This is a genomic window from Pseudomonas sp. Z18(2022), from assembly GCF_036346535.1.
In the GTDB taxonomy this organism is placed as follows: Bacteria; Pseudomonadota; Gammaproteobacteria; order Pseudomonadales; family Pseudomonadaceae; genus Aquipseudomonas; species Aquipseudomonas yamanorum_A.
Genome location: NZ_JAOTOA010000002.1, coordinates 200,775 through 221,789 on the forward strand (window position 1 = coordinate 200,775; position 21,015 = coordinate 221,789).

The following is a 21,015-nucleotide window of genomic DNA, read 5'->3' on the forward strand; positions in this document are numbered from 1 at the left end:
CTTAGATGCTTTCGGCATAACGACCATCGGTTTTCCCTTGAATAAGGCGAGCCTTTACGTATTCTGTTTCGAAATATTAAGCGTCAGATTAATAGCGGAATCGTTTAATCGCTTTTATGGCGCGCTGAGGGTTAATCACTTAGTTGTAATTTGATTTGTCAGCTAAGCGGTTTTTCCTGACCAGTCGGCCAGCAATTTTACCAATAAAGCATCACAACCTTTTGATCTGCAAGAAAATGGTAAAAAAATCAAAAATAAGTCAAAAAATCGACACAATGCCACTCGTCGGAAAGAATTAATCCAAAAGCATCAAAATACTGACACCATCAATCTGATATCACAGAATGCCGCCTGCCAACACATAACTAGAAATACCAAGGTCAGCCTTATGCGCTGACCTTTTTATCGCCTTTAAAGCTATTAATCGGGGAGGGCCGTGGGTGAGTCGCGCAGACGATATTTCAAAACTATTCAATAAGCTGGGCGCCAATCCAAATGGCTACCGGGAGTTGCAGGCCGTCCACGATTATCTTGAGGATGATGTGGTCGTCGAGCGTTTCGACGCCGTGCCCACCCCCGTCAAGGCCGCTTCTCCGGTCGTCCGGGATGAGCCGCCGTCGGCGCCATTGCTGCGTTTGCTCGAGGAGTTGACCCAGGCCGAAGCCGGTCACGTGCAGCCACCCGAAGTGGTGGAAGGGCCGACGGGTGAGGTGTACTCGGAGCAATCGTCGCCCAAGGTGATTGTGGTGGTGTCGCTAAAAGGCGGCGTCGGCCGCAGCACGCTGACCGCCGCCATCGCCAGCGGCTTGCAGCGTCAGGGCCGCCCGGCGCTGGCGCTGGACCTGGACCCGCAAAACGCCCTGCGTCATCACTTGTGCCTGGGCCTGAATCTGCCCGGCATCGGTGCGGCGAGTTTGAGCAATGAGTCGTGGGAAGGCCTTGCGGAGCGTGGCTTTGCCGGTTGCCGGCTGGTGGCGTTCGGTGAGACCAACAACGAACAGCAACAAAATCTCAATCGCTGGCTGGGCGAAGAAACCGAATGGCTGCCCAAGCATCTTGCGGGCCTGCGCTTGAATGGCCAGGACACGCTAGTGATCGACGTGCCCGCCGGCAACACGGTGTACCTGCATCAGGCCATGGCCCTGGCCGATGTGGTGTTGGTGGCGGTGCAGGCGGACGTCTCGTCATTCAGCACCCTGGCCCAGATGGACAGTGTGCTGGCGCCGTACCTTGAGCGCGCAAAGCCGCCACAGCGTTACTACGTGATCAACCAACTCGACGGCGCCCACCGCTTCAGCCTGGACATGGCCGAAGTGTTCAAGGCGCGCCTGGGCGATGCATTGCTCGGCACGGTCCACCGTGACCCGGCGTTCAGCGAAGCCCAGGCCTACGGCCGCGATCCCCTCGACCCTACCGTCAACAGTCTCGGCTGCCAGGACATTCATGCCCTGTGCCGCACGCTGCTCGAACGCATCGATTCGGACCTTCCATGACCGACACTACGTCCTCTACGCCCCACACCCCGGGGCGCACTGAACAGCGCCTGGACGCCGCGATTTCGCGCTTCAACCGCTGGCCCGATGCGCTGCGCAAAGTGCTGGTGGTGATCAGTTGCGTGATCGGCACCCTGCTGCTGGTGAGCATCGTCAGCGCGCCACTGGACCTCTACAGCCAGTGCCTGTTTGCCGCCGTATGCTTCCTCGCGGTGCTGGTGCTGCGCAAGATTCCCGGGCGCATGGCGATCCTCGCGCTGGTGGTGTTGTCGCTGGTGGCGTCGCTGCGCTACATGTACTGGCGCCTGACCTCCACCCTGGGTTTTGAAACCTGGCTGGACATGCTCTTCGGCTACGGCCTGGTGCTCGCCGAGTTGTACGCGCTGGTGGTGCTGATCTTCGGCTACGTGCAAACCGCCTGGCCGCTGCGTCGCGAGCCGGTGTGGCTCAAGACGGAGCCGTCGGAGTGGCCCACTGTCGATGTGTTCATCCCGACCTATAACGAGGCGTTGAGCATCGTCAAACTGACCATCTTCGCCGCCCAGGCGATGGACTGGCCCAAGGACAAGCTGCGGGTCCACGTACTCGACGATGGCCGTCGCGATGACTTCCGCGATTTCTGCCGCAAGATCGGCGTGAACTACATCCGCCGCGACAACAATTTCCACGCCAAGGCCGGCAACCTCAATGAAGCGTTGAAGGTCACCGACGGCGAATACATCGCGCTGTTCGACGCCGACCACGTGCCGACCCGTTCCTTCTTGCAGGTCAGCCTCGGCTGGTTCCTCAAGGACCCCAAGCTGGCGATGCTGCAAACGCCGCACTTCTTCTTTTCGCCCGACCCGTTTGAAAAGAACCTCGACACCTTCCGCGCCGTGCCCAACGAGGGTGAGCTGTTCTACGGCCTGGTGCAGGACGGCAACGACCTGTGGAACGCGACCTTCTTCTGCGGCTCGTGTGCGGTGATCCGCCGTAAGCCATTGCTGGAAATCGGCGGCGTGGCCGTCGAGACCGTGACCGAAGACGCCCACACCGCCCTCAAGCTCAACCGCCTGGGCTACAACACCGCTTACCTGGCAATCCCGCAGGCAGCGGGCCTGGCTACTGAAAGCCTGTCGCGCCACATCAACCAGCGCATTCGCTGGGCGCGGGGAATGGCGCAGATTTTCCGCACCGACAACCCGCTGCTGGGCAAAGGCCTGAAGTGGGGCCAGCGCATCTGCTACGCCAACGCCATGCTGCACTTCTTCTATGGCTTGCCGCGGCTGGTGTTCCTGACCGCACCGCTGGCCTACCTGATTTTCGGCGCGCAGATTTTCCATGCTTCGGCGCTGATGATCGTCGCCTATGTATTGCCTCACCTGGTGCATTCGAGCCTGACCAACTCGCGGATCCAGGGGCGCTTCCGCCACTCGTTCTGGAACGAGGTCTACGAGACCGTGCTGGCCTGGTACATCCTGCCGCCGGTGCTGGTGGCGTTGGTCAACCCGAAGGCCGGTGGCTTCAACGTCACCGACAAGGGCGGGATCATCGACAAGCAATTCTTCGACTGGAAACTCGCGCGGCCGTACCTGGTATTGCTGGCGGTGAACCTGGTCGGGCTGGGCTTCGGTCTCTATCAGTTGATCTGGGGCGATGAGTCCACCGCGGTCACCGTGGCAATCAACCTGACCTGGACCCTCTACAACCTGATCATCACCAGCGCGGCAGTGGCGGTGGCTTCGGAGGCGCGGCAAGTGCGTTCCGAGCCGCGGGTCAGCGCAAAATTGCCGGTCAGCGTGATCTGCGCCGACGGCCGTGTGCTCAAGGGCACCACTCAGGATTTCTCGCAAAACGGCTTCGGCCTGATCCTCGCCGACGGGCACCAGATTGCCCAGGGCGAACCGGTGCAGTTGGTGCTGTCGCGCAATGGCCAGGACAGCCTGTTCCAGGCGCGGGTGGTGTTCAGCAAGGGCGCGCAGATTGGCGCGCAATTCGATGCACTGTCCCTGCGCCAGCAAAGCGAACTGGTACGCCTGACGTTTTCCCGCGCCGACACCTGGGCCGCCAGTTGGGGCGCCGGCCAGCCCGATACACCGTTGTCTGCCCTGCGTGAAGTCGGTGCCATCGGCATCGGCGGCCTGTTTACCCTGGGCCGCGCCACGCTGCATGAATTGCGTCTGGCCCTGCGCCGCACTCCCTCACAACCGCTCGATACGCTGATGGACAAGCCATGACTTCCACGATATTTGCCCGCCCGCAGTCGCGCGGTGTGCTCGCGCTGATGATCGCTTCGCTGCTGGGCCTGGGCTCGCAGGCACAGGCTGCTGCACCCGCCGTTGCGGTGCAGAGCACGGATGACGGCTACAGCCTGACCCTCAAGCAATTGGGCCGCCGCGACACCATGAACCTGCAAGGCGTGGAAGCGTCCGACAGCGTCAACTTCGACATCCGTGCCGATGAAGTAGTGAAGGGCGCGCAACTGCTGCTCAAGTACAGCTACTCGCCGGCGCTGCTGGCGGACCTGTCGCAGATCAACGTGCTGGTCAACGACGAAGTCGCCGCCAGCCTGCCGCTGCCCAAAGACGGCGCAGGCATCCAGCAGGAAAAGCTGGTGCAGATCCCGGCGCACCTGATCACCGAATTCAACCGCTTGAGCCTGCAGTTCATCGGCCACTACACCATGTCCTGTGAAGACCCCCTGCACAGCAGCCTGTGGGCCAAGATCAGCAACAGCAGCGAGCTGAAAGTGCAGGTGCAGCCGATCGTCTTGAAGGACGACCTGTCGGTGCTGCCGCTGCCGTTCTTCGACAAGCGTGATGCGCGCCAGGTCAGCCTGCCGTTTGTGTTTGCCACCGCGCCGGACAACGCCGCGCTGGAAGCCGCCGGTGCACTGTCGTCGTGGGTAGGCGGCATGGCCAGCTACCGCGGTGCGACGTTCCCGACCACCCTCGGCGAGATCCCGGCCAAGGGCAACGCCATCGTGCTGGTGCAAAGCACCCAGGCCGTGGACGTACACGGTGTGGCGGTACCCGAGCCAAAAGGGCCGACCCTGACCCTGATCGCCAACCCCAACGACCCGAATGGCAAGCTGCTGATCGTCTCCGGCCGCGACGGCGCCGAGCTCAAGCGCGCCGCCACCGCGGTGGTACTGGGCAACCCGGTGTTGACCGGCAACAGCGTGGTCATCACCAAGCTCGACACCCTGGCCCCGCGCCGCCCGTACGATGCGCCGAACTGGTTGCCCAGCAACCGCCCGGTACGCCTTGGCGAGCTGGTGGAGCTGAAAAAACTCAACGTCTCCGGCTACAACCCGGGCCCGATCAGCGTCGACCTGCGCCTGCCGCCCGACCTGTTCAACTGGCGTGAAGAGGGCGTGCCGCTCAACGTCAAATACCGCTACACGCCACAGCAGGTGTCTACCAACTCGTCCTTGCTGATTGGCCTGAACGACCAGTTCATGAAGTCCGTGGCGTTGCCGTCGGTGACCAACCTGGGCGGCGGGCAAAGCCTGCTGGACCAGTTGAAGAAAGATGAAACCCTGCCCCGTGAAGTGACGACCCTGTTGCCGATCAGCTCGGCTTCGCCCAAGTCCAAGCTGCAACTGCGCTTCATGTACGACTACATCAAGGAAGGCGAATGCCGGGACATCATCGTCGACAACATGCGTGGCGCGATTGACCCGGACTCCAGCCTGGACCTGAGCACCTACCAGCACTTTATTGCGATGCCGAACCTCGGCGTGTTCAACGATTCGGGCTTCCCGTTCACCCGCCTGGCTGACCTTTCGGAATCCGCGGTAGTGATGCCGGACAACGTCGGCACCGATGAGCTGAGCGCTTACCTGACCGTGATGGGCCGCTTCGGCGAGTCCACCGGCTACCCGGCCACGGCTGTCAAAGTGGTGCAGGCCAAGGACGTGCAAAGCGTTGCCGACAAAGACTTGCTGGTGCTCGCCACCGGCGGCAACCAGCCGCTGTTGCAGCAATGGCAGCAGTACCTGCCGGCTACCAGCGACGGCCCGCAGCACCACTTCCTGCTGTCTGACCTGCCGCGCTATGTGCGCAGCTGGATCAGCCCGGACGCCGCCGCCAACCAGCATCCGGCCAACGCCGGCATCACCTTCAGCGGCTTGAGCAACAGCACCTGGTTCGCCGGTTTCCAATCGCCGCTCAAGGCCGGGCGCAGCGTGGTACTGATCGCCAGCAATCAGCCGCAGGGCCTGCTTGAAGCGACCTCGGCGCTGATTGGCGGTGACGACTACAAAGACTCGATCCAGGGCAGCCTGGCGGTGGTGCAGGGCACGCAGATCAGCTCGTTGGTCGCCGACCAGCAGTACTACGTCGGCGACCTGAACTACTTCAAATTCATGCAATGGCAGCTGTCCCAGAACCTGGGCTGGATGTTGGCAATCACCTTCCTCGGTCTGCTGGTGCTGACCTGCCTGATCTACCTGGCACTGCGTGCCCGTGCAAAACGGCGGTTGGCATGAGCCCTTTGCGTAGCGCGATTCTGGCCGTGATCGGCAGTACCTTGTTTGCCGGTGCCGCCCAGGCACAGACCTGTGATTGGCCGCTGTGGCAGAACTATGCCAAGCGCTTTATCCAGGACGATGGCCGGGTGTTGAACTCGTCCATGAAGCCGACGGAAAGCAGCTCGGAAGGGCAGTCGTACGCGATGTTTTTTGCCCTGGTGGGCAATGACCGGGCGACCTTCGACAAGCTCTGGACCTGGACCAAGGCCAACATGGCAGGCGCCGACATCGGCCAGAACCTGCCGGCCTGGTTGTGGGGCAAGCGCGCCGACGGCAAGTGGGGCACGATCGACCCCAACTCCGCCAGCGACGCCGATCTGTGGATGGCCTACGCCTTGCTCGAAGCGGCGCGCGTGTGGAATGCACCGCAGTACCGCAGCGACGCGCAACTGGTGCTGGCCAACGTTGAACGCAACCTGATCGTACGTGTGCCGGGCCTGGGCAAGATGCTGTTGCCGGGGCCGGTGGGCTATGCGCATCCGGGCGGCCTGTGGCGCTTCAACCCAAGCTATCAAGTGCTGCCGCAACTGCGTCGCTTTGCAAAAGAACGCCCGAACGCCGGCTGGAACGAAGTGGCCGAGAGCAACGCGAAGATGCTCGCTGACCAACCGAGCAACCCCCACGGCCTGGCGGCCAACTGGGTCGGTTATCGCGCCACCAGTGCGAACACCGGGCTGTTTATCGTCGATCCGTTTTCCGATGACCTGGGCAGCTACGACGCGATCCGCACGTACCTCTGGGCCGGCATGACCGCCAAGAGCGACCCGCTGGCCGCGCCGATGCTCAAGGCGTTGGGCGGGATTTCCCGGGCGACCGCTTCGTCGGTCGCCGGTTTTCCTCCGGAGAAAGTCCATGTGCTGACCGGTGAAGTCGAGAAAAACAACGGCTACACGCCGACGGGTTTCTCGGCCTCCACCATGGCCTTCTTCCAGGCCCGGGGCGAAACCGCCCTGGCGCAACTGCAAAAGCAGAAGGTCGACGACGCCCTCGCGAAAGCCCTCGCGCCTTCGGCCCCGGACAGTGCGCAGCCGATCTACTACGACTACATGCTCAGCCTGTTCGGCCAGGGCTTCGCTGATCAAAAGTACCGTTTCGAACAAGACGGCACGGTGAAATTATCCTGGGAGTCAGCATGCGCCGTCACACGCTAGCCGTTGCGATTCTGGCGGCCCTGGCGTCTACCGCCAGCTTTGCCGAAACCACTGACCCGCAAAGCCTGCTGATCGAGCAGGGTTATTACTGGCAGTCGAAAAAGAACCCGGAACGCGCCCTCGAGACCTGGCAGAAACTGCTGCGCCTGAGCCCCGAGCAACCGGATGCGCTGTATGGCATCGGCTTGATTTCGGTGCAGCAACAGCGCCCGGCTGAAGCGCAAAAGTACCTGGCCCGCCTGCAGGCGTTGAGCCCGGTGCCGCGCCAGGCCTTGCTGCTGGAGCAGGACATCACCCTGAATATTCCGGCCAACGCCAAGTTGCTGGAGCAGGCCCGCGAGCTGGGCGAGCCTGAAGAAGAGCGTGAGCAGGCGGTGGCGTTGTATCGCCAGATCTTCCAGGGGCGCCAGCCTCAGGGCCTGGTCGCCCGCGAGTATTACAACACCCTGGGCTTTACATCCAAGGGCACGAACGAAGCCATCGCCGGCTTGCAACGCTTGTCCCGCGAGCGGCCGAATGACCCGATTGTGGCGCTGTTCCTGGCCAAGCATCTGGCGCGTAACCCGGCCACCCGGGCCGACGGCATTCGTGCGCTGGCCAAGCTGGCGCCGAACAACGACGTGGGCGGCAATGCCGATGAAACCTGGCGCTTTGCGCTGATCTGGCTCGGCCCGCCGAAGAGCGACCAGGTGCCGTTGTTCCAGCAGTTCCTCGCGGTGCACCCGGACGACACCGAGATCCGTGCGCTGATGAACAAGGGCATCGCCCAGGGCAAGAGCGGCGCCGGTTGGCAACGTGATCCGCAGATGACCAAGGCATTCAAGGCGCTGGATGACGGCGACCTGAAAACCGCCGAGCCGCTGCTGGCTGCGCGCCTCAGCGAAAAATCCAACGACGTCGATGCCCTGGGTGGCATGGGCGTGCTGCGCCAACAGCAGCAGCGCTTCAGCGAGGCCGAAAGCTACCTGGTACAGGCCACCCGTTTGCCGGGTGGCGCGGCGTGGCAGTCGGCGCTCAATGATGTGCGCTACTGGAACCTGCTGAACCAGGCTCGCGATGCGCAGCGTGGCGGTCGTACCAGCCAGGCCCGTGACCTGGTGGCCCAGGCCGAACGCCTGAACCCTGGCCAGCCCGGCGCGGCCGTGGCGCTGTCCGGCTTCCAGGCCCAGGACAATCAGTTCGAAGCCGCCGAAGCCGGCTACCGCAAAGTGCTCGCCCGTCATCCTGGCGACCCGGATGCACTGAGTGGTTTGATCAACGTTTTGTCCCAATCCGGGCAGCCGGAAGAAGCCTTGAAGCTGATCGACTCGGTATCGCCCGCCGAGCGCGCCAAGTTTGCGCCGAGTGTGAAGATCACCGCGTTGCGCGCCACTCAGGTCGGCAAGCTGGCCGAGCAACGGGGTGATTTGAAAGCCGCGCAAGCCGCCTACAAACAAGCCCTCGATGCCGACCCGGAAAACCCGTGGACGCGCTTCGCCCTGGCACGCATCTACCTGCGCGACGGCCAGATTCGCAACGCCCGCGCGCTGATCGACGGCTTGCTGGCCAAGCAACCGAACCAGCCGGACGCGCTGTACACCAGCACGCTGTTGTCGGCCGAGTTGAGCGAGTGGAAGAAAGCCGAAGAGACCCTGGCGCGGATCCCGGCCGGGCAACGTACCGCCGACATGAACGAGCTGGGCATCGATATCGCGCTGCACAAGCAGACCGACATCGCCATCGAGACCGCACGCCGTGGCCAGCGCCCGGAAGCCCTCGCGCTGCTGGGCCGCAGTGAAGCCATGACCCGGCAGAAGCCTGAGCGCCTGGCGATTCTGGCTGCCGCGTATGTGGAAGTCGGTGCCACCCAGCAGGGCCTGGATATCATGCAGAAGGTGGTGGATAACAACCCGAACCCCACCGTCGACCAGAAGCTGCTGTACGCCAACGTGCTGCTCAAGGCCAACCACTACACCGAGGCGGGCGACATCCTGCGCGAAGTGCAGGGCCAGCCATTGAGTGAAACCGGTCGCCAGCGCTACGACGATTTGATCTACCTGTACCGGGTCAAACAGGCCGACGCCTTGCGCGAGAAAAACGACCTGGTCGCGGCCTACGACATGCTGTCGCCGGCCCTTGCCCAGCGCCCTAACGATGCACTGGCGGTAGGTGCCTTAGCGCGGATGTACGCGGCCAGTGGCAACAGCAAAAAAGCCATGGAGCTTTACGCTCCGTTGATCCAGCAGAACCCGAACAACGCCCGCCTGCAATTGGGCCTGGCGGATATCGCGCTGCAAGGTCGTGACCGTGGCCTGGCGGAAAGCGCCAGTGAAAAGGCGCTGTCCCTGGAACCGGGTAACCCGGAGATCCTCACCTCGGCGGCGCGCATCTATCAGGGCCTGGGCAAAAACAACGAAGCCGCTGCGCTGCTGCGCAAGGCGCTGGCGATTGAGAACAGCCAGAAGAGCCAGACGCAACTGGCCCAGGCCGGTTCCCAGGGCGTGCCTTACAACCCCTTCGTCGGCTTGCCGGGCCAGCGTCGCCAGGTCACTGACCTGACCGTCGCCGGTCCAGTACCGCCGCCGATTGATGCGCCGACCAATGTCGTGCCGGAAAACGCCTTGGCCGCCTCCGGGCGTCCGGCGTCGAACAACTGGAATGAGCCGTTCGAGCCACCGTCGAAGATTGCTTCCCTCGACACCGCCAACCTGAGCCCGGCGCGTCGTGCGCTGGATACGATCCTGCGGGATCGCACCGGTTATGTGGTGCAGGGTTTGAGCGTTCGCAGCAATAACGGTGAAAGCGGGTTGAGCAAAATCACTGACGTTGAGGCGCCGTTCGAGGTGCGGATGCCGGTGGGGGATCTCAATGTTGCCGCACGTGTGACGCCGGTGCACTTGAGTTCCGGCAGTGTGAAAAGCGACTCCGCCACCCGGTTTGGCGGTGGTACTGCCAACCCGGCGGGCTCTCAGAGCGACACGGGTGTCGGTTTCGCCGTTGCCGTGGAGAACCCGGATGAAGGCCTCAAGGCCGATATCGGCGTCAGCCCGCTGGGCTTCCTGTACGACACCATCATCGGTGGCGCCAGTGTCTCGCGGCCGTTTTCCCAGGGCTCCAACTTCCGTTACGGCGTCAACGTTTCGCGGCGTCCGGTCACCGACAGCGTGACCTCCTTTGCCGGTTCCGAAGACAAGCGCACCGGCGAAAAATGGGGCGGCGTGACCGCCAACGGTGGACGTGGCGACCTGAGCTACGACAACCAGAAGCTCGGTGTGTATGGCTACGCGTCGTTGCACGAGATGCTGGGCAATAACGTCGAAGACAACACCCGCCTGGAACTGGGCAGCGGCATCTACTGGTACCTGCGCAATACCCCGACCGACACCCTGACCCTTGGTCTCAGCGGTTCGTACATGCGCTTCAAAGAGAACCAGGGTTACTACACCTACGGCCAGGGCGGCTACTTCAGTCCACAGGGCTTCTACTCCCTGGGTGTGCCGGTGCGTTGGGCGCAGAGCTTTGATCGCTTCAGCTACCAGATAAAAAGTTCGGTGGGCCTCCAGCGTATCGAGCAAGATGCAGTCGATTATTTCCCGGGGCATGACCAGCTTCAGCGTGCCCGGGGCAATCCGAACTATGCCCAAGATACAAAAACCGGCATCGGCTACAGCTTCAACGCCGCCGCCGAATACCGCCTCAGCTCGCGCTTTTACCTGGGTGGCGAAGTCGGTCTCGACAACGCCCAGGACTATCGCCAGTACGTCGGCAACGCCTACCTGCGCTACCTGTTTGAAGACCTGAGCGGGCCTATGCCCTTGCCGGTCAGTCCGTACCGTTCCCCTTATTCGAATTGATTGATAGGAGTCATCCATGCCTGTTTCCGCTTCTGCTATTGCCGGCCTGACCCTGCTGGTATTGGGCGAAAGTCACATGAGCTTTCCTGATTCGCTGCTCAACCCGCTGCAGGACAATCTCACTGCTCAAGGCGCCAAGGTTCACTCCATCGGCGCATGTGGGGCCGGTGCGGCCGACTGGATCGTGCCGAAGAAAGTCGAGTGCGGCGCCGAGCGTCTGCCCGGCGGCAAGGCCGAGATTTTCGGCAAGAACGGCATGAGCACCACGCCGATCAAAGACCTGATCGCCAAGGACAAGCCGGACCTGGTGGTGATCATCATCGCCGACACCATGGCTTCGTACCCGGAGCCGCAGTTCCCGAAAGTCTGGGCCTGGAAAAGCGTGACCTCCCTGACCAAAGCCATCACCGAAACCGGCACCAAGTGCGTGTGGGTCGGGCCGGCGTGGGGCAAGGTCGGTTCGCAGTACAAGAAGGATGACGCGCGCACCAAGGTGATGTCGCAGTTCCTCGCCACCAACGTGGCGCCGTGCACCTACGTCGACTCGCTGACCTTCTCCAAGCCGGGCCAGTGGATCACCACTGACGGCCAGCACTTCACCATCGACGGCTACCAGAAGTGGGCCAAGGCGATCGGCGAGTCCCTGGCGAAGTTGCCACCGGCCGCTGTGACCAAGGGAGCGCAATAATGAAGCGCATTACCCTGGGCCTGGCGACCTTGCTTGCCAGCGTCAGCGCCTACAGCGCCGACATCCCGCTTTACCCCACCGGCCCGGAGAAAGATTCGGCGTTCCTGCGCCTGGCCAACGGCACCGACGGCGAGCTGAAATTGCTGCCACAAGGTTCCAAGGCCAGCCTGGTACTGGGCGGCGACAAGCTGGTGTCTGACTACCTGCCAGTGTCGGGCGGCAAGACTCCGATCAAGGGCGTATTGAGCCAGGGCGGCAAGGATTCCGAGCTGGCCGTGACCGTCGCACCGGGTGAGTTCGCCACCGTGGTCGCCGTGCCGGATGCCAAGGGCGGCACGCGCCAGTTGGTGATCCACGAACAACCCGACGACTTCAATGCGCTGAAGGCCTCGCTGGCCTTTATCAACGCCGACGCAGCCTGCGCCGACGCGAGCCTGGAAGCCGTGGCGCAAAAAGCCGAGCTGTTCAAGAAGGTCGCTGAAGGTTCGATTTCGCGCCGCATGATCAACCCGGTGGAACTGTCGGTGCAGCTCAAGTGCGCCAATGCGCCGGTCGGCCAACCGCTGACCTTCACCCTCAAGGCCGGCGAGCGCTACAGCGTGCTGGCCCTGCCATCGGCTGCCGGTTCGAGGTTGCTGTTTACCTCCGACACGCTCGCTAACTGATCGGGCCCGACACCACCATGGTCTTTGCCTCACTGGAATTCCTCACGCTGTTCCTGCCGGCCTTCCTGTTGATTTATGCGCTGGCCCGTCCGGGCTGGCGCAACGTCATCCTGTTGATCGGCAGCTGGCTGTTCTACGGCTGGTTGAGCCCGTTGTTCCTGTTCCTGCACATGGTGTTGACCGTGGTGGCGTGGGTCGGCGGCTTGCTGGTGGACCGTTCCCGTGAAGACGGCAAAGGCCGGGTGCGGTTGTTGATCGCGTTGATCGTGTTCAACACCGCCGTGCTGTGTTGGTACAAGTACGCCAACATCGTCGCGGGCACTGTGAGCGAGGTGATCACCTGGTACGGCGCCATGCCGCTGGAGTGGCAGCGCGTGGCGTTGCCGGCGGGGTTGTCGTTCATTGTGTTGCAGGCGATCTCGTACCTGGTGGACGTGCATCGGCATACGGTGCCGGTGGAGCGCAGCTTCATCAATTACGCCACCTATATCTCGATGTTCGGCCACTCGATTGCCGGCCCGATCATTCGGTATGACTGGGTACGGCGCGAGCTGAACCAGCGCTATTTCAACTGGCCGAATTTCAGTCTCGGTGCCCGGCGCTTCATGATCGGCATGGGCATGAAAGTGCTGGTGGCCGACACCTTGTCGCCGCTGGTGGACATCGCCTTCCACCTGGAAAACCCGAGCCTGGTGGATGCCTGGATCGGCTGCCTGGCGTACTCGCTGCAACTGTTTTTCGACTTCGCCGGCTACAGCGCCATGGCCATCGGCCTGGGCTTGATGCTGGGCTTCCACTTCCCGGAAAACTTCAACCGGCCGTACCTGGCCAGCAGCATCCAGGACTTCTGGCGGCGTTGGCATCTGTCGTTGTCCAGCTGGCTGCGGGACTACCTGTACATCGCCCTCGGCGGTAACCGCGACGGCGTGTGGCGCACCTACCGCAACCTGTTCCTGACCATGGCGATTGCCGGGTTGTGGCATGGCGGTGACAGCTGGAACTACCTGTTGTGGGGATCGGCCCACGGTATTGCGTTGTGCATCGACCGGGCGTGGTCGCGCTCGACGTTGCCGCGTATCCCTTTGGCACTGTCGCACATTTTGACGCTGCTGTTTGTGTGCCTGGCGTGGACGCTGTTCCGCGCGCCGGACTTCCATTCGGCACTGACCATGTACGCCGGCCAATTCGGCATGCATGGCATTGCACTGGGTGATGCGTTGGCGGTGGCCATGCGTCCGGCCCATGGCATGGCCGTGTTGCTCGGCTTGGTGTGCATCATCGCGCCGATCTGGCAGACTCGCTGCGAGCAGCGTTTTGGTACGCAGCCCTGGTTTGTGGTGGCCGCGTCCCTGTGGCCGGTGGCCGGGTTTGTGTTGTCGTTCGCGCTGATTGCCAGCCGCGATGCCGTACCGTTTCTGTACTTTCAGTTCTAAGGAAGCCTGACGATGCCCGCCCCTACCGCGCCGACCCCACCGAGTGAATTGGCCGTTCGCACCAGCCCCCTGGCGGGCTGGGTGCTGGTGCCTTTCCTGGCGGCGGGGCTGTTGTCTTGCGTCTGGCTGATGGTCAAGGGCCCGGTGAGTTTCCTGCCGCCCAAGGTCGACAGCGACATGCTGTTGCATGGCGACGTGACCCATCGGTTTGCCAAGGAACTGTCCAAGGCGCCGATGGCGATTGAAGCGGCGAACCTGGAGCGCGGCGCCAGCTGGCTGGCGTTCAGCGACACCGGGCCGCGGGTGCGCCAGGGTTGCCCGGGCTGGCTGTTTATCAGCGATGAACTGAAGCTCAACCGTCACGCCGACGACAATGCGCGCACTAAGGCGGACGCGGTGATCGACCTGCAAAAGCAGCTCGGCCAACGCGGTATTGATCTGCAAGTAGTGGTGGTGCCGGATAAAACCCGCATTGCCGCCGCCGAACGTTGCGGCCTGTATCGTCCGACCGTCTTGGATGGCCGAATCCAGCAATGGACCACGCAGCTGCAAGCGGCGGGCGTTGAAGTCCTGGATTTGACCGACACCCTCAAACCCCTCGGCCCGGAAGCGTTCCTGCGCACCGACACCCACTGGAGCGAAATCGGCTCGAATGCCGGCGCCCGTGCCGTGGCCCAACGCATTCAGCAGCGGGGTATCAAGGCCACGCCGGAACAGGCCTTCGACATTACCCAGGCGCCGCTGGCACCGCGTCCGGGTGACCTGGTGCGCCTGGCCGGTCTCGACTGGTTGCCGCCGAAGTTGCAGCCGGTGGGCGAGCAAGTTGCCGCCAGTACGGCCCATGAGAATGGTCCTGCGGCGTCCAGCAACCCTGACGATTTGTTTGGCGACGCCGGGCTGCCGAACGTGGCGCTGATCGGCACTTCGTTCTCGCGTAATTCGAACTTCGTGGGTTTCCTGCAAAAAGCCATGAATGCACCGGTGGGTAATTTCAGCAAAGACGGTGGCGAATTTTCTGGTGCCGCCAAAGCTTATTTCGACAGCCCGGCGTTCAAGCAAACGCCGCCCAAGCTGCTGATCTGGGAAATTCCGGAGCGTGATTTGCAGACGCCGTACGATTCGATAAAGATTAGTCAGTAAATTGACCTTTTACCGCTCGTCTTAAAGATTTCTTCAGAAACACCAAAATAATGACACTCTCGATCCTTTGTCACAGAATGCGTACACAAAGGCGCCCACAAAAAGACCTGCGGTAAGCATCAGTACAGCTGACCTTTCACGTCTTTACGATGCGTCGTGAGGAGTGTTGGCGATGAGCCGAACCGATGATCTTTTTGAGTTGTTTGATAAGACAACTGCCAGTGATGTCCAGGGAATGGATTCGATGCTGCAATTCTTCGAAGACATCCCCGTCGATGACAGCGCCAGCCTGAACATGGGCAGCGGCGCGTCGTTCTCCCCGCATTCCCCCTGTGCCAACGAGCAGCGGCGCGAAGCCCCGAGCATCCGTGCGAATGTGGTGGCGCTGGTGTCGGTCAACGGCGGCGTGGGCCGCAGCACCCTGGCCACGGCACTCAGCAGCGGTATGCAACGCCTGGGGCGGCCGGTAGTGGCGCTGGACCTGGACCCGCAAAACGCGCTCTATCATCACTTCGGCCTGAGCCACGCCTTGCCTGGCATCGGGCGCACCAGCCTGCACAACGAGCGCTGGAGCCAGATCCTTCATTCAGGCTTTGCCGGTTGCCAGGTGATCACCTTTGGCGAAACCGATATCCGTCAGCAGGAAGACCTCCAGCGCTGGCTGAAACAGGAGCCGGACTGGCTGGCGCAACATCTGTCGGCCCTGGGCTTGAGTGAGCACGACACCGTGATCATCGACACCCCGGCGGGCAACAACGTCTACCTGCATCAGGCGCTGAACGTGGCCGATGTGGTGCTGGTGATTGCCCAGGCGGATGCCGCCTCCCTTGGCACCCTGGAGCAGATGGAACAGTTGCTGGCGCCGCACCTTGGTCGCCAGCCGGCGCTGCGCTGCCATTTCGTGATCAACCAGCTCGACGAGACCTCCGGCTTCAGCCTCGACATGGTCGAGGTGTTCAAGAAGCGCCTGGGTGAAAACCTGCTGGAAGTGGTGCACCGGGATTCGACGATCAGCGAGGCCCTGGCCTTTGGCAGCGACCCGCTGGATAACGAAGCCGCGAGCATGGCCTGTGACGATATCAACGAGCTTTGCCGCCTGTTGATTGCCCGCTGAAAAGCCCGGGTTATGCCGCTAACGCCAGATGCTTATGCACAATCGGTTGGTTGGACATGTCATGAAACCGCAATTTTGCGGAGCGGTTCTCATCAGGCTGCAACTGCCTGTTTTGCGTGCGTTTTATTTTATGAACAAAAAATGACCAGTCAGCATTTTGCCCTGTAAAGCTTGCTGCTACGGCCTGCGCAAGAATTCCATCAACAGAGTTATCCACAGGGCACGCTGCGACAAAATGCCCCTTAATTGCGCTCGGCCAGCAGCATCAGGTTGCGCGGGGTCAGCGGTGTTTCGCAGAAGCTGCCGACGTGCACCGTGTAGCCGTTCTCCGTGAGAAACAGCGCGCGATCCAGCACCAGCCACATCTCCAGCGGGCGCCGAAACAGGCCACGCAGCAATTCCAGGTTTCTTACCTCGGCCAAGCGCCGCCAGCCTTGGGCTTCCAGGGCCGACCAATCCTGTTCACCTGTGGATAATCCCTTGAGCGACGCGAGTTCGCGGCAGTAATCGGCATATGGCTTGGCCAGCCAGTTCGCGGGCAGGGACGGGGTGGTCAGGTACTCGTCACTGCCGCGCAGTTGCCGTTGCAGCGTATCAAAGCCCAGGCGCCTGGCCATCGACGTATCGCGCTGCTGGCGCACCCGCGCGCCTGCGGTAACGGTTTCGCTCAGCGGCAGGCCGAGATCTTCCACGGATAAACGCAGGGATGAAGCCCGGGCGGCAACGGAGAGCGGCTGATATTCCTCGGCACGGATTCGGTTGTAGCAGCAGGGCGCCACGGCCAGTTGCCGGCAACCGGCGGCGCTGGCCAGCTGGAGCAGGCGTACATGCAGATCGCCGCAGGCGTGCAGGGCGACCGGGGTTTGGTCGCGACTGATCTGCACGTCGGCCATCACGTCTTGCAGGCGATGGGTGACGGGCAATCGATGGTGTTCGCTGAGCGCCTGCCCCGAGGCGATCAGGGCCGGGTCGTATTCCAGGCATGTCAGTTGTTGCCCGGGTTGCAGCAGCCGGCGGCCGAGGTGGCCCTTGCCGGCGCACCAGTCGAGCCAGTGTTTTGGTGTTGCGGCGAATTGCAGCGCGGCACCGAAGGCTTCGATCTGCTGCCATTTGCGGCCGGGTACATCGATGTTCAAACGATGGTGGGCGGCTGGTAGGGCACTGGACGGTAAGTTATCCACAGCACTGAGATTCAGCGACTGTATCGCCAGCTCGGGAAAGGGCGCGGGTGCCGGCAGGGTGTGAGGTTGGTTATGGCTGCTTTCCGCGTCTGCCAGCGAGCGCTGTCGCAGCCAGTGGGCCAGCTCGGGGTGCCGGGTTTCCCACGGCAATTGCAGGTGGGTAAAGGGCCGTGGTCGCCACAGCCCTTGATGCTCGGTGAGGAACGCGTCCAGCGCCTGGAAGCGGGCGAGCAGTTGCTCACCCGTCAACGAGGCGTCAGCGGCCCTGGCAGGCATCGACCCGCAACCAGCGTTCCAGCAGCTTGAAGAAGCGCACCAGGACGTAGGACATCAGCAGGTAGAACAGCCCGGCGGCGAAGAAAATCTCCACGGGCAGATAAGTGCGGGCAATGATCGTGCGGGCCATGCCGGTCAGCTCCAGCAAGGTCACGGTACTGGCCAGGGCGCTGGCCTTGAGCATCAGGATCACTTCGTTGCTGTAGGCCGGCAGGCCGATGCGCGCGGCACGCGGCAGGATGATGTAGAACAGCGCCTTGGGCTTGGACATGCCCAGTGCCCGCGCCGCTTCGATTTCACCCGGCGGGATGGCCTGGATCGCGCCACGCAGGATCTCGGCGATGTAGGCGGCGGTGTGCAGGGTCATGGTGGCGGTAGCGCACCAGAACGGGTCCCGCAGGTAGGGCCACATGGCGCTCTCACGCACGGCGTCGAACTGCGCCAGGCCGTAATACACCAGGAACAACTGCACCAGTAGCGGCGTGCCACGGAAGAAGAAAATGTAGCAGTAGGGCAGGGTGCGCACGTACCACAGGCGTGAAGAGCGGGCGATGCCCAGCGGGATCGCCAGCAGCAGGCCGGCGATCACGGCGATGGCCACCAGCTCCAGGGTCAGGGTTGCGCCCTGGGCCAACCGAGGTAGCCACTTGATGATCACGGCCCAGTTCAGGCCGAGGTCGAAATGCGCCAGCCAGCTGTAGTCGCCACTCATTGCGTGCTCCTCGCAAAGCCGCGCGCGGCACGTTTTTCCAGGAAGTGCATGCCGGTCATCGCCAGGACGGTGAGGCCCAGGTACATGAAGGCCGCGACCATAAAGAAGGTGAAGGGCTGCTTGGTGACGGTCACGCCGATCTGCGCGTGGCGCATGATTTCTTCCAGGCCGATCACCGAGACCAGCGCGGTGTCCTTCATCAGAATCATGAACAGGTTGCCCAGGCCCGGCAGGGCGATGCGCCACATCTGCGGCATGATCAACCGGGTGAAGATCCGGAACTTCGACAGGCCCAGCGCGACACCGGCTTCACGGTGGCCCTTGGGGATTGCCAGGATCGCCCCGCGGAACACTTCCGTGGCGTAGGCGCCAAAGCACAGGCCCAGGGCGATAACCCCGGCGGCGAAGGCGCTGAGGGACAGGTCGGGGTTGCCGAAAAACTCCCCGAGGGAACGCATCAGGTTGACCGTGCCGAAGTAAATCAGCAGCACCCACAGCAGTTCCGGGATGCCACGCACCAGCGTGGAGTAGGCGCCGCCAAGCCATTGCAGGGGCTTGTACGGGGAAGTCTTGGCCAAGGCGCCGGCCAGGCCGAGCACCAACCCAAGGCACAGGGCCGTGAGCGCCAGCTTGACGGTCATCAGCGCACCAGCGGCGAGCGCCGGGCCGAATCCGTAGAGGTCGAAATTCATGGTTTAGTCGTTTCGCAAGGCAAAGCTCAGGACCGGCGCACTCAAGGGAGCACGCCGGGCAGGCCATTCAGGATCACTCGATGCTGAAAGGGAAGTACTTGTCGTTGATCTTCTTGTAGGTGCCGTCGGCCTTGATTTCAGCCAGTGCGGTATTCAAGCGCTCGCGCAGTGCATCGCCTTTACGCACGGCGATACCGATCTTGTCGCTCTCTACCACCGGGTCGCCCTTGAACTCGTAGGCGGAACCGTCTTTGCTTTTCAGCCACTCGTACTGTACGTACTTGTCGGCGAGCATCCCGTCCAGTCGGCCGGAAGTCAGGTCGAGGTAGGCGTTTTCCTGGGTGTCGTAGAGCTTGGCGGTGGTGTCCGGCAGCTTGTCTTCCAGGTAGGTACCGGCCAGCGTCGCGCGTTGTGCACCGATGATCTTGCCCTTCAGGTAACCGGCGTCGGTCTTGAAGTCCTTGGTGGCTTTGGGCGCGATGAACTGCAGCTTGTTGGAGTAGTACGGGTCGGTGAAGTCGACGGCCTGCTTGCGTTCATCGGTGATGGACAGCGAGGAGACCAGGAAGTCGAACTTCTTGGCGTTCAGGGCCGGGATGATGCCGTCCCAATCGGAGACGTACACCTTGCACTCGACTTTCATCTTGGCGCACAGGGCGTCGCCGATGTCTTTGTCAAAGCCCACTACGTTGCCGCTGGCGTCTTTATTGTTGAAGGGCGGGTAGGCCGCTTCGATCCCCATGGTCAAGGTCTCGGCCATTGCCGAGGCGCTGAATGCCATCGAAACGGCGGCAGCCAGGAGGAATTTTTTATAGTTCTGCATGCATGTTGCTCCGTTAGCGGTTGCTGGACATGAATTGTTTGCAGCGCGCCGAAAGCGGGTTTTCAAATACCTGCTGTGGCGATCCTTGCTCTTCGACCAGGCCCTGGTGCAGGAAAACCACTTCACTGGACACCTGACGGGCGAAGCCCATTTCATGGGTGACCAGCAGCATGGTGCGGCCTTCTTCGGCCAGTGCGCGGATCACATTAAGTACTTCCTGAACCATTTCCGGGTCAAGGGCCGATGTGGGCTCGTCGAACAGGATGACCTTGGGCTGCATGGCCAGGGTGCGGGCGATGGCGGCGCGTTGCTGTTGGCCGCCGGACAATTGCGCCGGGTAGGCGTGGCGCTTGTCACTGATGCCGACCTTGGCCAGCAAGGCTTCGGCGACTTCGATGGCCTCGGCCTTGCTCTGGCCGAGCACGCGGCGCGGGGCCTCGATGATGTTGTCGAGGATGCTCATGTGCGGCCACAGGTTAAAGTTTTGAAACACAAAACCGATCTCGCTGCGCAGGCGGTTGATCTGTTTGCCGTCGGCGGCCACCAGTTCGCCGTTTTTCGCGGCCTTGAGCTTGAGTTCTTCACCGGCCACCAGGATTTGCCCCTGGTGCGGATTTTCCAGCAGGTTGATGCAGCGCAGGAACGTGGACTTGCCGGAACCGGAGGAACCCAGGATCGAGATCACATCGCCGTCGCGGGCGGTCAGCGAGATGCCTTTAAGCACCTCCAGCTCACCATAGCGTTTATGCAAGTTGCGGATTTCAAGCGCGGGCGTGGCCTCAGCCATGTGGGGTCCTCATTGTGTTCATTGCGCTCCTGCTGTTGGGCCGCCTTCCTGGCGAGGCGCCAAGCTAGCATAGCGTTTGGATGACAGCCAACAGCCCTGCGGGCGGTTATCAGGCGGTGTGCGGCAGGGTGTCGCATCGGCACAGCAGTGTGTCGCGCCATCAACAACCGAACAGCCGTTTGAACCCGGATTCCCACAGGTTTTGCGTAAAAAAGGGCGCGATGGTGCCAGCTTTGGCCGGGTGTTGGAAGGGTTAAACGGGTGAACGGTCCTTATCAGCCCTTTAATAGGGCGTCACGCACAATTTGTGTGTGTTTTTGGTGCGCCTGTTCGTCTTTGAAGTGGGTCGCACAGTAACGCTATAGCGGAATGCCATTAGTGTCAGTGACTTACGTGAGCTATTGAGTTTCCCTACAGCCCGCGTCAATCGCGGCTCTGTAACATTTTGGCGCAAATCTTGCGTAAAAAATAAAGAACGCCCCGTTGGTTTCTTTTCACGAGAAAGACGCCAGGC

Annotated in this window: 16 protein-coding genes; 10 read left to right on the plus strand and 6 right to left on the minus strand. The window is 62.1% G+C overall.

Going from position 1 to position 21,015, the window contains the following annotated elements; translation table 11 throughout:
- Positions 1 to 509 precede the first annotated feature (509 nt).
- The 10 genes from bcsQ (V3W39_RS06265) (at position 510) to bcsQ (V3W39_RS06310) (ending at position 16,030) form a co-directional block, all read left to right on the plus strand.
- Positions 510 to 1,493: a cellulose biosynthesis protein BcsQ gene (gene bcsQ / locus V3W39_RS06265; protein WP_177114437.1), complete on the plus strand. Its 984-nt coding sequence runs from the start codon at positions 510 to 512 to the stop codon at positions 1,491 to 1,493.
- Positions 1,490 to 3,709, plus strand: coding sequence for a UDP-forming cellulose synthase catalytic subunit (bcsA, locus tag V3W39_RS06270; protein ID WP_177120384.1), 2,220 nt, complete (start codon positions 1,490 to 1,492; stop codon positions 3,707 to 3,709). Before bcsQ (V3W39_RS06265) ends, bcsA begins: the two co-directional genes overlap by 4 nt.
- The gene (gene bcsB, locus V3W39_RS06275) at positions 3,706 to 5,964 is read left to right on the plus strand and encodes a cellulose biosynthesis cyclic di-GMP-binding regulatory protein BcsB (RefSeq protein ID WP_177041007.1); all 2,259 of its coding nucleotides are present in this window, start codon (positions 3,706 to 3,708) and stop codon (positions 5,962 to 5,964) included. Before bcsA ends, bcsB begins: the two co-directional genes overlap by 4 nt.
- The gene (gene bcsZ / locus V3W39_RS06280) at positions 5,961 to 7,157 is read left to right on the plus strand and encodes a cellulose synthase complex periplasmic endoglucanase BcsZ (RefSeq protein WP_177120386.1); all 1,197 of its coding nucleotides are present in this window, start codon (positions 5,961 to 5,963) and stop codon (positions 7,155 to 7,157) included. Before bcsB ends, bcsZ begins: the two co-directional genes overlap by 4 nt.
- Entirely contained in the window at positions 7,139 to 10,990 is a 3,852-nt protein-coding gene (locus tag V3W39_RS06285) for a cellulose biosynthesis protein BcsC (protein ID WP_330212377.1), read from the plus strand. The genes bcsZ and V3W39_RS06285 overlap by 19 nt, the downstream gene beginning before the upstream one ends.
- A gap of 16 nt (positions 10,991 to 11,006) precedes the next feature.
- The gene (locus tag V3W39_RS06290; protein ID WP_010169025.1) at positions 11,007 to 11,678 is read left to right on the plus strand and encodes an SGNH/GDSL hydrolase family protein; all 672 of its coding nucleotides are present in this window, start codon (positions 11,007 to 11,009) and stop codon (positions 11,676 to 11,678) included.
- Entirely contained in the window at positions 11,678 to 12,343 is a 666-nt protein-coding gene (locus V3W39_RS06295) for an alginate O-acetyltransferase AlgF (RefSeq protein ID WP_177041013.1), read from the plus strand. Before V3W39_RS06290 ends, V3W39_RS06295 begins: the two co-directional genes overlap by 1 nt.
- Positions 12,344 to 12,360: 17 nt before the next feature.
- Entirely contained in the window at positions 12,361 to 13,776 is a 1,416-nt protein-coding gene (locus V3W39_RS06300; protein ID WP_177114350.1) for an MBOAT family O-acyltransferase, read from the plus strand.
- 12 nt (positions 13,777 to 13,788) lie between these two features.
- Positions 13,789 to 14,916 (plus strand): alginate O-acetyltransferase AlgX-related protein, encoded by a 1,128-nt coding sequence (locus V3W39_RS06305; RefSeq protein ID WP_330212378.1) that lies wholly within the window; start codon positions 13,789 to 13,791, stop codon positions 14,914 to 14,916.
- 172 nt (positions 14,917 to 15,088) lie between these two features.
- Positions 15,089 to 16,030, plus strand: coding sequence for a cellulose biosynthesis protein BcsQ (bcsQ, locus tag V3W39_RS06310; RefSeq protein ID WP_330212379.1), 942 nt, complete (start codon positions 15,089 to 15,091; stop codon positions 16,028 to 16,030).
- 10 nt (positions 16,031 to 16,040) lie between these two features.
- Here the strand turns inward: bcsQ (V3W39_RS06310) and V3W39_RS06315 are convergent, their stop codons facing one another.
- The 6 genes from V3W39_RS06315 to V3W39_RS06340 form a co-directional block, all read right to left on the minus strand.
- Positions 16,041 to 16,247 (minus strand): hypothetical protein, encoded by a 207-nt coding sequence (locus tag V3W39_RS06315; RefSeq protein WP_177041021.1) that lies wholly within the window; start codon positions 16,245 to 16,247, stop codon positions 16,041 to 16,043.
- A 25-nt stretch (positions 16,248 to 16,272) separates the two neighbouring features.
- Positions 16,273 to 17,487: a methyltransferase gene (locus tag V3W39_RS06320; protein WP_330212380.1), complete on the minus strand. Its 1,215-nt coding sequence runs from the start codon at positions 17,485 to 17,487 to the stop codon at positions 16,273 to 16,275.
- On the minus strand, positions 17,468 to 18,157 hold the full coding sequence (locus V3W39_RS06325; RefSeq protein ID WP_029615812.1) for an ABC transporter permease: 690 nt from the start codon (positions 18,155 to 18,157) through the stop codon (positions 17,468 to 17,470). The genes V3W39_RS06320 and V3W39_RS06325 overlap by 20 nt, the downstream gene beginning before the upstream one ends.
- A 38-nt stretch (positions 18,158 to 18,195) precedes the next feature.
- Positions 18,196 to 18,891 carry an ABC transporter permease gene (locus V3W39_RS06330; protein WP_010169038.1) on the minus strand — a complete coding sequence of 232 codons (696 nt, stop codon included), beginning with the start codon at positions 18,889 to 18,891 and terminating at the stop codon, positions 18,196 to 18,198.
- Positions 18,892 to 18,964: 73 nt separating this feature from the next.
- On the minus strand, positions 18,965 to 19,714 hold the full coding sequence (locus tag V3W39_RS06335; RefSeq protein WP_010169040.1) for an ABC transporter substrate-binding protein: 750 nt from the start codon (positions 19,712 to 19,714) through the stop codon (positions 18,965 to 18,967).
- Between the two features lie 13 nt (positions 19,715 to 19,727).
- On the minus strand, positions 19,728 to 20,501 hold the full coding sequence (locus V3W39_RS06340) for an ABC transporter ATP-binding protein (RefSeq protein WP_169386600.1): 774 nt from the start codon (positions 20,499 to 20,501) through the stop codon (positions 19,728 to 19,730).
- Positions 20,502 to 21,015 lie beyond the last annotated feature (514 nt).